13 protein-coding genes and 2 pseudogenes are annotated in these 14,629 nt (G+C 35.2%); 4 read left to right on the plus strand and 11 right to left on the minus strand.

Going from position 1 to position 14,629, the window contains the following annotated elements:
• Positions 1-51: 51 nt before the first annotated feature.
• From QUF99_RS17410 to QUF99_RS17440, 6 genes and pseudogenes are all read right to left on the minus strand, one after another.
• A complete protein-coding gene (locus QUF99_RS17410; protein WP_289371559.1) occupies positions 52-693 on the minus strand; it encodes an FMN-dependent NADH-azoreductase in 642 nt (213 codons plus the stop codon).
• Positions 694-1,357: 664 nt separating this feature from the next.
• Entirely contained in the window at positions 1,358-3,121 is a 1,764-nt protein-coding gene (locus QUF99_RS17420) for a SulP family inorganic anion transporter (RefSeq protein WP_289371560.1), read from the minus strand.
• A 137-nt stretch (positions 3,122-3,258) separates the two neighbouring features.
• On the minus strand, positions 3,259-3,699 hold the full coding sequence (locus QUF99_RS17425) for a DNA mismatch repair protein (protein WP_289371561.1): 441 nt from the start codon (positions 3,697-3,699) through the stop codon (positions 3,259-3,261).
• 1 nt (position 3,700) lies between these two features.
• Entirely contained in the window at positions 3,701-4,054 is a 354-nt protein-coding gene (locus tag QUF99_RS17430; RefSeq protein ID WP_002035151.1) for an ArsR/SmtB family transcription factor, read from the minus strand.
• 392 nt (positions 4,055-4,446) lie between these two features.
• Positions 4,447-4,655, minus strand: a pseudogene (locus QUF99_RS17435) (BhlA/UviB family holin-like peptide); the annotation flags it as partial.
• A gap of 63 nt (positions 4,656-4,718) precedes the next feature.
• Positions 4,719-4,952 carry a hemolysin XhlA family protein gene (locus QUF99_RS17440; RefSeq protein ID WP_289371562.1) on the minus strand — a complete coding sequence of 78 codons (234 nt, stop codon included), beginning with the start codon at positions 4,950-4,952 and terminating at the stop codon, positions 4,719-4,721.
• A 269-nt stretch (positions 4,953-5,221) separates the two neighbouring features.
• Here QUF99_RS17440 and QUF99_RS17445 point away from each other — a divergent pair.
• Positions 5,222-5,674: pseudogene (locus QUF99_RS17445) on the plus strand (NUDIX hydrolase).
• A gap of 33 nt (positions 5,675-5,707) precedes the next feature.
• Here QUF99_RS17445 and QUF99_RS17450 read toward each other — a convergent pair.
• Positions 5,708-6,619 carry a DMT family transporter gene (locus QUF99_RS17450; RefSeq protein WP_289371563.1) on the minus strand — a complete coding sequence of 304 codons (912 nt, stop codon included), beginning with the start codon at positions 6,617-6,619 and terminating at the stop codon, positions 5,708-5,710.
• A 126-nt stretch (positions 6,620-6,745) separates the two neighbouring features.
• Here QUF99_RS17450 and pdxR point away from each other — a divergent pair, with 126 nt between their 5' ends.
• Entirely contained in the window at positions 6,746-8,188 is a 1,443-nt protein-coding gene (gene pdxR / locus QUF99_RS17455; RefSeq protein WP_289371564.1) for a MocR-like pyridoxine biosynthesis transcription factor PdxR, read from the plus strand.
• Positions 8,189-8,235: 47 nt separating this feature from the next.
• Here pdxR and QUF99_RS17460 read toward each other — a convergent pair whose 3' ends face one another.
• From QUF99_RS17460 to QUF99_RS17470, 3 genes are read right to left on the minus strand one after another with little or no spacing between them, the layout of a single operon-like run.
• Positions 8,236-8,970: a metallophosphoesterase family protein gene (locus QUF99_RS17460; protein ID WP_289371565.1), complete on the minus strand. Its 735-nt coding sequence runs from the start codon at positions 8,968-8,970 to the stop codon at positions 8,236-8,238.
• Between the two features lie 32 nt (positions 8,971-9,002).
• Entirely contained in the window at positions 9,003-9,941 is a 939-nt protein-coding gene (locus QUF99_RS17465) for an aminoglycoside phosphotransferase family protein (protein ID WP_289371566.1), read from the minus strand.
• A 13-nt stretch (positions 9,942-9,954) separates the two neighbouring features.
• The gene (locus QUF99_RS17470; RefSeq protein ID WP_289371567.1) at positions 9,955-10,758 is read right to left on the minus strand and encodes a VOC family protein; all 804 of its coding nucleotides are present in this window, start codon (positions 10,756-10,758) and stop codon (positions 9,955-9,957) included.
• A 208-nt stretch (positions 10,759-10,966) separates the two neighbouring features.
• Between QUF99_RS17470 and QUF99_RS17475 the strand changes: the two genes are divergently transcribed.
• Entirely contained in the window at positions 10,967-11,866 is a 900-nt protein-coding gene (locus QUF99_RS17475; RefSeq protein WP_353958404.1) for a sulfite exporter TauE/SafE family protein, read from the plus strand.
• Between the two features lie 289 nt (positions 11,867-12,155).
• Here the strand turns inward: QUF99_RS17475 and QUF99_RS17480 are convergent, their stop codons facing one another.
• Positions 12,156-13,079 carry an NAD(P)-dependent alcohol dehydrogenase gene (locus QUF99_RS17480; protein WP_289371569.1) on the minus strand — a complete coding sequence of 308 codons (924 nt, stop codon included), beginning with the start codon at positions 13,077-13,079 and terminating at the stop codon, positions 12,156-12,158.
• Between the two features lie 652 nt (positions 13,080-13,731).
• On the opposite strand from QUF99_RS17480, the gene QUF99_RS17485 reads away from it, so the two are divergent.
• Entirely contained in the window at positions 13,732-14,229 is a 498-nt protein-coding gene (locus tag QUF99_RS17485) for a CcdC protein domain-containing protein (RefSeq protein ID WP_289371570.1), read from the plus strand.
• Positions 14,230-14,629: the final 400 nt, after the last annotated feature.

The raw sequence follows: 14,629 nt of genomic DNA on the forward strand, positions 1-14,629 counted from the left end.
AATAGAAAAACCATAAATCCTGTAAAACAGAATTTATGGTTAAGTAATTCGTTATTCCGCAAACCGCTTCGCAACTTCTTTTGCTTCAGCAATCGCTTTTTCTTTAATACTTTGGGCCTCATCTGGCATTTGATTCATTCCTTCTACAATGATGGAATGAACATCCGTAATCCCAACGAATCCCATGATTGCGCGAAGATAACGATCACCAAATTCCATTTCTTTTGCTGGTCCATTAGAATATATTCCACCACGTGCTTGTATATGTACTGTCTTTTTACCAGCTAACAAACCGACAGGACCTTCTGCTGTATATTTAAAGGTTTTACCTGCGATACAAATTGTATCAATATATGCTTTCATTAGTGGTGGAAAACTAAAGTTCCACATCGGCGTTACAAACACATATTTATCCGCTTCCACAAACTGATCCGTCAATTTGTTAATGGCAGCAACCTTCTCTTGTTCTTCTGGTGATAAACTTTCAAATGATGTTCCTTGTTGTAGCTTACCCCACCCACTAAATACATCTGCATCAATATATGGGAGATGTGTTTTGTACAAATCTAGTTCAATAATTTCATCATTTGCATTTTCTTGGCGATACGCTTCTAAAAAAGCTTGTCCTACCGCAAGACTATACGATTGCTCAGCTGTTTTTGGATTCGCTGTAATATATAATACTTTTCTCATGATAATCATTCCTTTTCAAATATAAATTTTCTCCCTCCTTATATTGCCTTTATTGTTTTGTTTTATCATGCAATTTTATATATTTTTCATCTTTTTCAGTGATCATTCCTTGTTTCTTCAAATAAGAAGTTTACAAGGAAAGGCTTCAGTGCCGCACTGTAAAAACTTTCCCCATGAAAAAGCACTCATATGAGTGCTTTTTTAGATAAACATATGTGTACAGGTACAATAAAGTCGTTTAGTCTAATTGTACGGTTTCCACCCAGTAACTCCATGCTTTTAAATAATCTCCTAAATCTTCGGGATGATGTCTTATACATGTCTCTATTCTAAGGTATAACAAAATCCAAACCTATGTATATCAATGGTTTGGATTCCGTAATACCTAGCATCAGTTACAGTACTATTGAATATTTTTATGTGTATGTGTCATCTTTTGAAAGAGTACTGTTTGTATAATCTGTTTTACGTTTAAATGTAAGGAAGATATTCTCTTCTTACTGTTTAATGCTCATTTGTTGAATATATGAATAACCTTCCTTTTCAAACTTTGCAAAACTCTTCTCTGCATTCCCAAAAGTAACCCCTCTCCTTCTTTATTTTCTAATAAAATGATAAAAAGGATAGATCAAGTAAAACAAACTTTATATGCTAAGTAAATTTTTTAAAAATCTAATGCATTTGCTTTATTATTTACTGTATTCACTTCCTGGGATTGCTGAGAAAGCCCGGTACATTCACGAAAAGCGAAATGTTTACACCCTATACATTTTTGTGTATTCAAATGTCCTAAAGCGTAGTTAATGGCTTCCCCTGTATGACCAAAAAAGTTTTCTTCCCCAATCTCAGCATACAATCCATTTTTATTTAGAGTTGTTTTTAACTCAGACTGAATTCCTGAAACAAGAAGTACGCCACCTTGTTTTTTAAAATGCTGAACAATATTTCTAAAATAGGATTCTCCTGTTGTATCAATAAAAGGAACTTTTCCCATCCGTAAAATTAAAACTTTAGGTTGATAATGAATGGTTGCTAAAATGTTTTGTTCAAATGTTTGAGCAGCACCAAAAAATAGTGGGCCTTCTATTGTATAAATACTAATTTGTGGACAATCATGAGTTTTATTTACCACATGTGGCAACAATTTTTCATGTTTTCTTGTATGATCAGGAAGCACTTTAGATATGACAAGCATGTTGCTCATACGTTTTGTAAACAAAATAATAGCCAAAATAAGTCCAATTTCCACAGCTGTTGTCAAACTAGTAAATACGGTGAGTAAAAATGTTACAAGTAATACAAGAGAATCCCCCGTTTTCATTTTAAGGATTTGAACAAAATGTTTTTGTTCACTCATATTCCAAGCCACCACCATTAAAATGGGAGCCATGCTAGCAAGCGGAATATGTGAAGCATATGGAGCTAACAGTAGAAGCGTGAATAACACAAATCCCCCATGAATAACACCCGACATCGGAGATACAGCTCCACTCTTAATATTGGTTGCTGTGCGGGCAATTGCTCCAGTTGCCGGAATTCCTCCAAATAACGGTGTAACAATATTGGCAATTCCTTGGCCAATAAGCTCTTTGTTACTGTTGTGTTTACTATTTGTCATACCATCTGCCACGACAGCGGATAAAAGAGATTCAATACCACCCAACATTGCAATAACAAATGCAGGACCAATTAACTGTTTTATACGCTCTACTGTGATTTCTGGTATATCAAACTGAGGAAGTGTGTTTGGAATCGTACCATATGCTGTCCCAATAGTAGGTACATGACCTGAGAAAAATACAGTTGCAATTAAAGTTGAAATAACAACACCTACTAATGAACCTGGTACTTTTGGAAAAATTTTTGGTGTTATGAGTATAACAAAAAAGCAAATCAAAGCAATTATGACACTGTAAGAATTGGTAGTGCCGATATGAGTAAAAATTTCCTTCAGATTCGCTATAAATTCCTCATGCTTTTTTATACCTGTTAAACCTAAAAAACTAGCAATTTGTCCCGTAAAGATACTGACGGCAATACCTGATGTAAAGCCAATTGTTACAGGACGTGGAATAAATTTAATTAAAGATCCTAGTTTAAAAATTCCCATAAGGCATAAGATAATTCCAGCTAATAAACCAGCAAGTAGTAAATTTTCATATCCATAGGTAATTACAATCCCTAAAAGAATCGGAACAAAAGCACCTGTAGGCCCTCCAATTTGGTACTTTGAACCACCAAATAGCGAAATAAGTATCCCGGCAATACATGTTGTATAAATCCCATACTCTGGCTTAACACCAGAGGCTATAGCAAAAGACATAGCAAGCGGAATCGCAACAACTCCAACAATCATTCCTGAAAGAAGATCCTTTTGAAAATGTCCCAATGAATATCCTTCAAATCTTCCCGTAAATAACCCTTTCATTACAAAACCTTCTTTTCTATTTTTAATAAATCTTACTTCTTCTGAAAGAATATTTTCTTTTGATAAATTTGAGTTACAAATGCATTTCTCATACTCTTATACAGACGCTTTTTATCTCTTTACACGAGAGAATTAGCCTAATATTGGTTATACGTTTTGCTTAAATGACGTTCTAATTTACCTATATCTCCTCCTTCTTGTATGTAGGAATTTAACCTTTCTGCTAGAAGTAATCCACCTCGACTATCTAGCTTTTTCATATCTATAAACGATTTAATTCTTACGTTATCTGGGGTACTATCTCTACGAAACATTTGTCCTGGAATTTCACTCCAGAAACTATTCCATTCGTCCAGTAACCCTATTTGATCAAATAAAAAATTTTGAATTCCGCATAACCAAGCTGTACAAGCTGTATTTCTCTTTTGGCATCCAACTCCATCCTGTAAATACTGGCATGAAAAACAACAAGAATTCCCACTTTTAATACAAACATTACAAACGTGATGAGCTCCTATTGAGCGAAATATTTCCATTCCATGTTGAATGATATCTTCTTTCTTAACTTCAATGCTCAACTTAACCCTCCTTAACTATCGTTTCACGTTCTGTTTCATCTAGTTCTTCTAACATTGAAATCGTGTCGATTAAATGGTTGTTAAAAATTTTCCGTGCAACTACCAGTAAATCCACAATCATAGGGTCTCGTAGAGAATATAAAACTCGTTTTCCATCTTTAGTACCAACAACAATGTTTTTTGAACGTAGTACACTTAATTGTTGAGAAACAGCTGAACCTTCCTTATTAAGAATAGTTTGAATTTCATTTACACTTCTTTCACCCTCTGACAATAATTCTAGAATACCTATTCGCAAAGGATGTGATAAGGCTTTAAAAAAATCAGCTTTAAATTGTTGCATTTCGTTTCCCATTAAAACACCTCTAGTACTTATTTTTAATTAAAAACCCAAAAACATCATATACATCTTCAAATGTTTGAATATGTATATGATACTTCTAGAACTTACAATTTTCAATAAAAACTTTCTCAACACACAACCTATAGACTTCGCTTATAACCCTTGTTAACATATAAGTACTCCAGATGGGTTACTGCCCATCAACATTATCTAGTCAAGGGGCCTGTTTCGGACACAGGTCCTTTTGACTTTTCGTTAATTCCACCGTACAATCCCTTCCCTATTACTTGATATTTTCGTTACTTAACGCTTCTTCTTTGTTTCTTTCTGAATCTTGAGGTGGGGGTCTTACTGCCCGTTAATACGGGATAAAATGTTTGACCGCGTGAATTGTGCACCTTGTATTGATTTGAACCATTCACCAAGATTTTTTGTTTGATATCGGATACATCCTTTGACAGTGAACCAAAGGCTTTTGCTTGTTGGTTTTTCTCAATGACTTTTTGATACTGCGCTTCACGCGTTATTCATTCTTTTTTACGTAGTAAAAAAGAATGAATAACGCTGCGAACGCTCCTTGTTGAATCATTGAATTAAAGATTTGTTCCTCCACTGTTCTCATCTCCTCTCAAAATAAAAAGAGAGACAGTTGTCCCTCTTTTTATTTCTTGTTATATCACATCGTTCCTTTTATCACTAAACCTAAGATGCCTGTTACAACTGCACCAATAATAATTCGTAAAATCCAGGTTGTGTTCATACTAATTTTCTCTAATTGCTTATTAATTGTGGTAATATCTTTTTCATTTATAATAGTACGCGTTTCCAAATTTCGTATATCACGTATCACCTCTTTTTGCTCTAATTTTAAGTTATCTATTTTTTGTTTTAATTCTTTCAGCTCCTCCATTCTTTCACTCCCTTATTTTAAATAAAAAACATCTATATATATTATTCTAGGGGTGGACAAAGCGTTCTTCTACATGCATAAAAAGAGCCTGATTAGAAGCTCCTTACTTATAATCTTATCTAAAGATTGTAATACCTTCTCGTGCTAGTATTTGAAGCTTCTTCATCATTCTTTTAACCATCTGCTTGAATGGCTTGTTGTTCTTCCATTACCTTTTTCAAGTTACTCTTACTGTATACCACCCAATATGATGAAATGAGGAAATCCATATGCAAACAAAACCATCTTTCGGCTATAAAAAACAAAATGAGCAATATGTGCTACGTCCTAGCTGTTATGCCGTGATTTTTAACAAAGACACTACGAAAATAGCAATGATCCAAAAGGGAACAAGATATTTCTTACCTGGTGGTGGCATAGAAAACAATGAAACAAAAGAAGCTAGCTTACATCGAGAACTCGCTGAAGAATTAAGTTAGCACATTGAAATTCAGCGCTATATTGGCAATGCTGAGCGTTACTTTTATGCAGAAAAAGAAAGTATATATTATTTGAATGACGGATATTTTTACATATGTAACAAAGTAGCGAAACTGAGTAGTACCTTTGAAGATGGTCATTTTTTACATTGGATGTCTCCTTCTCAAGCGCTGTACTTACTCGTGCACGATCATCAACAATGGGCTGTTGAACAAGCACTCTTACTTCGCAAACAAAAATGACCCCTTTCCTATAGATAGAGGTCATTTTTATGATTAACTCACTTTTTTCAAATTGAAAGCTGGCTTTTTTGCCGCTCCCTTTTTCACAACATATAAACCGATAAATATAACAAGTCCACCAAGTAATTGCATCATATTGATTCTTTCCCCAATCATCACTGCAGCAAAGATCACAGCAAACAATGGCACTAGATACATGTAAACCATCACTTTTGTTGAACCAATTTTACTAATGCCAACGTACCACATTGCCAATCCAAAGATTGTTGCAAATACGACGGAATAACCTAATGACCCCCAGCTTAGTGTATCTGTCGGCCATGTTAATGAGTTCACATTGAATAAACAATATACAACGAGCGGCACGATTCCAATTAATGTAGACCAAGAGGTTACTCGCATCGCCGAATATTTTGTAATAAGTGGTTGTGCCAGAATCGGATACCACCCCCATGCAATTGCGGCAACCAATCCAATTATATTCCCAAGCCATGCATACTCATATGTAGATTGATTCGTATGTCCTGTTAACAATACGAGTGCTGCACCGCCAAAAGAAAGTAACGAGCCAATTTGAATTTTTATCGAAAAACGCTCTTGTTTGTGTAATACTGCTAAAATCCCTGTAAAAATAGGTGACATAGCAATTAATAACGAAGCATTTGTTGCAGAAGTATATTTTACAGAAAGCATAAATAATGTTTGATAGAGTGTCGTTCCAACTATTCCAACGATTAGTAGTCTTAGCCAGTCTTTTCTTTCAATTCGTAATGAACGCTCCATAAAAAAAGTAATAAGTAATAATACCGGAGATGCGATTAAAAAGCGTAAACTATTAAATTGAATGGATGACATATATGCCACTCCATATTTTCCGATCGTATAATTCGCACCCCATACTAAAGCAACTGATACAAGGAGCCACTCCATTTGCCATCGTTTCATCCAAATCTCCCCTTCCACTATTTAGCATAATAAAATTGGCTGGATACAACACCGTCCAATTGGCTGTTTTTTCACCCAGCCAATTTGTTATAATGATGATGATAAAGAAATAAGGAGACGTCAGCGATGGAATGGCAGTTAGATACAGATAGTAAAATTCCGATTTATCAACAAGTGGTCGATTATATCGAAAGACGTATTATGTTTGGGGAGCTTCCGCCGGGCAGTTTTCTCCCATCAGAACGAAAGTTAGCAGTGCAACTGAATGTAAACCGAAGTACCGTTACCACCGCTTATAATGAACTGCGTGCAATGGGCATTGTGGAAAGTACAACAGGAAAAGGTACACGTGTTAGCACACATATGTGGGGGGTATCTCCAACCTTCACACCAAACTGGAGAGGTTTTGTAGAGGGTGGTACTTTTTTACCAAACTTACCACTCCTTCGTCATATTCGTGAACAAGTGCAGCAAAATGAAAATATGATTGACCTTGCTAATGGCGAACTAGGTTGTGATTTATTTCCGCATGAGCAATTACAAAACATTTTACATAAACAATCTTTAACACAATCACTTAGTTACGATCATCCACAAGGCTATCTTCCACTGCGACAAGTTGTAGTAAAGTATATGAAAGAACATTTACAAATTGATGCGACGGAACAATCCATTATGATTACTTCCGGCGCTCAGCAAGCTCTTCATCTCATCGTTCAATGTTTATTAAATCCAGGTGATGCAGTAGCCTTCGAAAGCCCATCACATTGTTATTCGTTACCTCTTTTTCAATCAGCAGGTATTCGTATTTTCCCATTACCGGTTGATGAACATGGCATTCATCCAGATGATGTACATGAGCTATACCGAAAACACCGTATTAAAATGATTTTTTTAAATCCAAATTTCCAAAATCCAACGGGGACGATGCTTCATCCAGATAGAAGAAAAAAACTTTTATCCCTATGTGCGGACTTACGTATTCCAATAGTTGAAGATGACCCGTCCAGTTTATTAACATTAGAAAATAAACAGCCTTGTCCAACTTTAAAATCGATTGATGAAAACGGAACGGTCATTTACGTGCATTCCTTATCAAAAATGATTGCACCAGGATTACGAATTGGTTGGCTTGTCGCCCCGCAATCTGTAGTAGAACGATTATCAGATGCAAGGCACCAAATGGAACTAGGATTAAGTATATTTCCGCAATGGCTCATGCAGAAATTTTTCGAAACCGTTTCATTTGATACACATCTAAGTGAATTACGTCAGCAATTAGCGCAAAAAAGAAATGTACTAGTTGACGCCTTGCACAATATTCTACAGGAAAAGATGTCATTTACCGTGCCAACTGGTGGTATATATGTATGGGGGAAATTAAAGCAACCAATCAATGAAAAACAACTTATTATGCAAGGCCTAAAACAACAAATCGCTTTCATGCCTGGAAGTATTTTCGGCGCAAAAGACGGATATATTCGTTTATCATACGGTAAAGTGGATACAAATCAAATTGAAGAAGGTATCTCTCGTCTTCACGCTGCGATCAAATATTGTCAAACATAAACACAAAAACGCCAATGATTCCCTTCATCGGCGTTTTTAGAATTCTATTAAAGTCCTCGATACTTCGCTGTTGTTAGCTCTTGTATATATGGCTCTATTTCAGGCATTTCTATTTCTCTAGCTAATCGAATCGCTAACTCTATATCATAAGGAACACGAACAAGCTGTATAGAAAAACTAGCTGCTTCTTTTTGATTATATGCTCCTTCAAAAATTAAATACGAAGCTTGTGTAATTTCAAGAGGATTTCCTACACTACCTGCATTGCATAATGTTTTCCCTCTGAAATTTTGAACATAGGCTTGATGTATATCACCATAACAAACAACATCAGGCTGCCTTTCACCTTCAATATTTTCCGTAAGACCACTATTTTCAAATAAACTTTCACGCTGCTCTATTGGAGCACCTGGCTGAACTCTCTCATACAAACTTCGCGGCGAAGCATGAAACATTCTAATTAATTTTCCACTCATAATAAATTCAATAGAGAAAGGTAATTCTTTTAAATAATTTTGTTGCTGGTGCGTTAATTGGTCTTGATGCCATTGTATCGTGAGTGATTCACTAGGCTTCGTAATAAAATCATCCCAGTTTCCCATTACAACATGTTCACATTTTTCACAAATTAGCTCTACCACTTTACTAGAATGCGGCCCTTTTCCAACTAAATCTCCTAAACAAATAATTCGCTCTATCCCTCTTAATTTAATGTCTTCAAAAACTGCTTCCAAAGCTGGAATATTTCCATGAATATCTGAAATAACCGCAATTTTATCCAAATTACTACACCCTCTTTATCTATTTTTCACAATTAAATATGTATACGATATTCATCTATTGATTTATACCAGCCTGGTATGTATGATGTAAATCCATCATGGTCATCAAAAATTCGATTCAATCGCTCTTTCATCCTATCTAATAAATCTGGGGTCACTTTATGTGACCATACGATATCAGATGGAAAAGTCATCGCTGCATACAATGTATATAGTTTCCAAAAATGTAGTGATGGTTCTCCATCAAAGTAACCGTGTACTTGTCCAATCGCAAATGGTTCACTAACTTCCGATGTAAATAAAGCGACCTTATAAAAATCATGAATGGGATCCCCAAATCCAAATCGGTCAAAATCGATTACCGCACGAAATTCTTGATTATGAAACATTGTATTTGCTGGATGAAAATCGTCATGAAGAAATACCATCGGACGGTCTTGTAATAAACATTTATGATCTTCTACAAAAGTGAGAACAGGATCCAAGTCAATATAATCGACTTCGTATTCCATTAATTGAGTTAGATACCTTTCATACTTCGCCCATCGATACGTTTCCCACGATTCTTTCACATCATTTTTTTCTAATGTGTGAATACGTTTTAATACTTCTCCCCCCTTGTTTCCAGCTTTATATTGCTCTTCAATTGTAAGTTTTTCAAGTGTGTCCTCACCGTCTTGTCCATCTATCCACTCGAACACTTGCACACATTTGTGTAATTCAGCTAGCTCTAAAAAATGAAAAGGTTTCGGAACCGGTACACCTATCGCTTCAAAATGGCACATGTACTCAAATTCTTCTCGCTTATGTTCTGCAATAGCTAGATCACATACTTTAATAAAATACACACCACCATTTTCTAATTCAATTTTATATTTTTCATCATAAGAAAAACCTTTTGGAATAAAATTGTATCTTACAATCTTAGGCCAATCCAATTGTTTTTGTAATTGTTCTAAAACCTCTTTCATCAGCACCCCACCTTTAAAAAATGTAGATACCATCAAAAACTTGATAGGTGTTTTTTTGCTCCTGATCTCCTTTAAACTCCACTGCAAATGGAAGTTCACCATATTTCTGTAGGTGTTCTTTTACCAATCCATCTCCAATCGGTTCACAAAACTGCACGTTCACATTTCCGAGCAATATACTTTGATAGCATGCATTCCACTCTTTATGAATTTCAACAGGATTCACTTGCACCTGTAAAATGTCTTTCCACTTCGCAGTTGTTTCACGAACATTGTTCACAGTGTAATATACCGTTTGGATTTCGTTTACTTGATTATGATGCGGAGCAATTACACCCACTTGTTGTAAGTCTACTCTCCTACTTTCATCTGACTCCTCCCATTGTATAAAGAAAGGAAATCTTGGACCGTTTTCTTCCTGATTCACAAACAACATTTTCCACTCTATAAGATGTCCATCTTTTCTTATACGTTTCCCTTCAATTGGACCAGTTATATGTAAACTCTTTTCTACAAATGTGGCCGCAAGTTCTTCAATTCGATCTGTACGAACTGCAATTTGTAACATCCCTTCTCCATCCTTCAATTTATCTATAGTTTGAAGAACAAGTGGATTATCTGCTTGCTTCGCCTTATTTTCATTTTGGACAGCTAAAAACTCAATATAAGCTAAATCAAAATAACTTAAACTATTCCAAGTCCCCCAATTCGTATGCTCTCCACCTTCTAGCACATGAAATCCGAGTGATTTCATTCGTTTTACCGCTTCTATTGGCGTTCCTTGAATCACATGAACAAGATGATCAAATGCTAACATCCTATATTCCCCCTTCTTTACGTCCTTCCATTATATAACTGTTCTATTATTTCAATCAATTCAAAATAATTATAAAACCTAGTTGATTTATGAGATTAATATGCATTATAATGGTAAGAAATTAATGTATAGCTGATTGGAAAAACCAAAGGCTCTTTTCTCACACGAGAAAAGAGCCTTTTCATTTATGATTATAGGGGGATTTTACATGCAAAAATTAATTGTCTTTGCTATTATTGGATTTTTCGCTCAATTAATCGATGGAGCACTTGGAATGGCGTACGGAGTAACGTCTTCCTCTTTATTATTAATGTTTGGAATCGCACCCGCTATCGCTTCAGCATCTGTTCACTTGGCTGAAGTTGTGACAACCGCAGCATCTGGTATATCCCATATTCGCTTTGGAAATGTCGACAAATATACCGTTTCTAGACTTACATTACCAGGGGCAATCGGTGCCTTTATCGGTGCTTGTTTTTTAAGTAACTTGCCTGGAAATTTAATTAAGCCTTATATCTCACTCTTTTTATTTACATTAGGTGTTTATATCTTATTAAGATTTATTATTCAAAAACAAGCACTTCAAACAAATACTAAACGTATACCTGGCAAACAACTGATTCCATTAGGACTATTCGCAGGCTTTGTTGATTCAACAGGTGGTGGTGGCTGGGGACCGATTACGACACCCGTACTTCTTGCACGCGGCAATGAAGCTCGTAAAGTCATCGGTTCCGTTGACACAAGTGAATTCCCTGTATCATTAGCAGCAACCATTGGATTTTTCATTTCACTTGGCTGGGAACAAATCAGCTGGGTTTGGGTATTTTCGCTTATGCTCGGTGGCATTGTTGCAGCTCCAATTGCTGCATGGTTAGTACGAATTGTACCATCTCATTTACTTGGTGTACTTGTTGGTGGACTTATTATTTTCACAAACATTCGTACATTACTCACATCGTTTAAAGTGGATCCAACCATTATTACGCTTTCTTATATTGCGGTAGGTCTCGTCGTTGTGATCGCTCTTATCTTTTCTGTTCGAAGTCATTCTCAACTTACAAAACAAAATGTTGTATATCAGAATCAAAAACAAGTTTCGCCTTAAACTTACAAAACCTATACTTTAGAAACATATAAGAAATTAAGGTAAGCAAATACTCTGTAATATAAAAGACAGATGATTATGCATAAGCTTTTTAAAATCAATATCTTATATATAATGTTGCACACTATATTAAAAAGGTACATCACTCCATATATTTAGTGGTGTACTTTTTTGTTTGATAAGACCTCTACATAACCTCATTTACTACAACAGCAACACAAAGTTTTACAATCAATATGCATTATTGAACACATAACGACCAAGCTCTCCTAGCGCTAGGAGAGCTTGGTTAGGTTTTGTTATTATGATCCAAAGTTATTACTACATTTCCCTTTTTGTGTCCTTTTTCTACATATCTATGAGCCTCGGGAATTTGTTCCAGCGGATAGCGTCTATCTATGACCGATTTTATCTTCTCTGTCTCAATAAGCTCTTTGAGGAAAATGAAATCTTCAGTACGTACCTTTGCCATTCCCCCTTCAACTGACACGTATGTCCCGTTCGAAGTTAGTGCTTTCTTGCAATTAGATTTCGAGTTTTTCCCAACTGCATCAAAGATGATATCATAAAGCTCTCCTCTTTTCGTAAAATCTTCTTTAGTGTAATCAAATACCTTATCAGCTCCCAAAGATTTCACCAATTCTAAATTTGTGGTACCGCATACCCCGGTAACTTCTGCCCCAAAGTATTTGGCAAGCTGTACCGCGGAAGTCCCTACCGCTCCAGAAGCTCCATAGATAAGAACTTTTTGCCCGTTCTGGATATTTCCTTTTCTAAGAAAATGCAATGCTGAAGTTCCCCCAAATGGAACGGCAGCGGCTTCCTCATAAGTCACATTGTCCGGTTTTATTGCCACCAATCCTTCTTCAGGTAGACATGTGTACTCAGCATAAGCACCAACACTCATCCCAGTTAATGCAAAAACTTGCTCACCTTTCTTGAATTGCGTTACATTTTTGCCTATTGCTTCGATTTCTCCGGCTAATTCCACCCCCAATATAGGCTTTCTTGGTTTTCTGAGACCTAAGATTATTCGCATGGGGATCCAGTACAAAATAGGACTATTGAAACTTCGAATTCTACAGTCTCCAGATGTTACTGTTGTCGCATGAATTTTTACCAATACTTCATTGTCCTTGGGAGTAGGTTTTTCTACCTCTTTGAGTTGAAGAACATCGGGTGATCCGTATTTTGTACATACAATTGCTTTCATAACGATTCTCCTTAATTTTTTAAATTTAATCATTTTCATCTCATAATATTTAATCTTTTTTCAAAACATGCTCTTTTCTGCTGTTCTTTTATCAAGGTTATTAAGGTTAATTGGATCAAACTTTATTTCAAAGCTACATTTGAAAAATAATAAAATCGTTTAAAAACAATAAAGTTCTTTAAAAATGAAGTGCCAAAATGAAACAAATGTGGTGTCTGTTCCATTAAAAAATGTATTAGACTGAACTTTATCGATGCAATCATATTCTTCCTTCTATTCTCACCTTATCTCATAAAACAAAGATTTAGATTCACCATTATATGTCATGAATAGATAATGGATTTTATTAAAATAAAGTATTAGACTAAATAGCAGATATGCGATTTTTATATGGGAAATAAGGACAATTCTGAGAAAGCATACTTAATAAAACAAGTATGTATACATTCTTGCATAAAGCTTTCAAAGAGAAAAAGACTTAATCCTTGAAGAATAGGGGATTATCCTCTTTGTTTACTACGTATAATAGTAACTAACTCTACATATGGTATTCATAAAGTAGTATTATATTTTTCCAATTAAAACGAATACTACTATTCAACCATCTATAATTCCCATATAATTGAAATACACTGTGTATAGAGGTGAAATTATGGATTCTTCTTCGTTTTATTCTATTGTGATCATAAGTGCTGCGTTGGTCTTATGGCGTAGAACTAGGGCAATGTATCGTCCTATTAAAGGCAACGGAACTCGTCTTCTCTTACCCATACTATTTTTGTTATTGCCCTGCATTCTCATCATCTTAAATCCAAAAGCACATGCCGCTAGCTGGGAATGGATTTGTGCAGTTATCTTTGGGTTCCTTTTGTCAATTCCACTTATTTGGACCACTAACTATGAACTCCGATCCGATCAGCATATTTATGCTGTAAGAAACAAGAGCTTTATCATTGCCTTCCTCATCGTATTTATTATCCGATTTTTTCTTCGTGATTATTTAAAATGGCTAGGTCCAGAAACAGAAGCAGCACTATTTATGACTGTGGTGCTGGGATATATCTTACCTTGGAGAATTATCTCTTTCATCAAATTTCGTCAACTATACAAAAGTCGAATCCAAACTAACGACAACATTGACTTCCGATAACACTGATTATGTGAATGGAAAGCCCCTTCAGAATTCTGAAGGGGCTTTTAAAGGTTTTGTGATACATTGTTTTTTTCATTTACATATTTTTAATATTTCATAGAAATTATACTTCAAATTCACCAATTTCCTTCCCTATATTGTTAACATATCGTTCCTATGGAAGACATCATGTAAAATAATGTCGAATTTAATTTTCTGAATTTTCTCTTAATTCAGAAGGGTTTTTCATGTTTTTTTGCGAAATATTTGTATAACAGTTTTTTTCTTCGATTCTTTTTTTAAAATTTTTACATAATACTAGGTTCGGGTGGAGTTTTGAAAACGTTTCCTATACAATAACCGATCTTTTTTGATCTTTTCCTACAAAATACCTTGCAATATTTTCAGAAAATCATTA

Origin of the sequence: Bacillus sp. DX4.1 (genome assembly GCF_030348195.1) — a bacterium.
Taxonomy (GTDB): Bacteria; Bacillota; Bacilli; order Bacillales; family Bacillaceae_G; genus Bacillus_A.

Bases quoted from the DNA above. Each gene is read 5' to 3' on its own strand.
- QUF99_RS17450 (WP_289371563.1), bottom strand. From the start codon at position 6,619: ATGAAACGATGGCAAATGGAGTGGCTCCTTGTATCAGTTGCTTTAGTA.
- QUF99_RS17480 (WP_289371569.1), bottom strand. From the start codon at position 13,079: ATGAAAGCAATTGTATGTACAAAATACGGATCACCCGATGTTCTTCAA.
- QUF99_RS17475 (WP_353958404.1), top strand. From the start codon at position 10,967: ATGCAAAAATTAATTGTCTTTGCTATTATTGGATTTTTCGCTCAATTA.
- pdxR (WP_289371564.1), top strand. From the start codon at position 6,746: ATGGAATGGCAGTTAGATACAGATAGTAAAATTCCGATTTATCAACAA.
- QUF99_RS17410 (WP_289371559.1), bottom strand. From the start codon at position 693: ATGAGAAAAGTATTATATATTACAGCGAATCCAAAAACAGCTGAGCAA.
- QUF99_RS17465 (WP_289371566.1), bottom strand. From the start codon at position 9,941: ATGAAAGAGGTTTTAGAACAATTACAAAAACAATTGGATTGGCCTAAG.
- QUF99_RS17470 (WP_289371567.1), bottom strand. From the start codon at position 10,758: ATGTTAGCATTTGATCATCTTGTTCATGTGATTCAAGGAACGCCAATA.
- QUF99_RS17420 (WP_289371560.1), bottom strand. From the start codon at position 3,121: ATGAAAGGGTTATTTACGGGAAGATTTGAAGGATATTCATTGGGACAT.
- QUF99_RS17440 (WP_289371562.1), bottom strand. From the start codon at position 4,952: ATGGAGGAGCTGAAAGAATTAAAACAAAAAATAGATAACTTAAAATTA.
- QUF99_RS17430 (WP_002035151.1), bottom strand. From the start codon at position 4,054: ATGGGAAACGAAATGCAACAATTTAAAGCTGATTTTTTTAAAGCCTTA.
- QUF99_RS17485 (WP_289371570.1), top strand. From the start codon at position 13,732: ATGGATTCTTCTTCGTTTTATTCTATTGTGATCATAAGTGCTGCGTTG.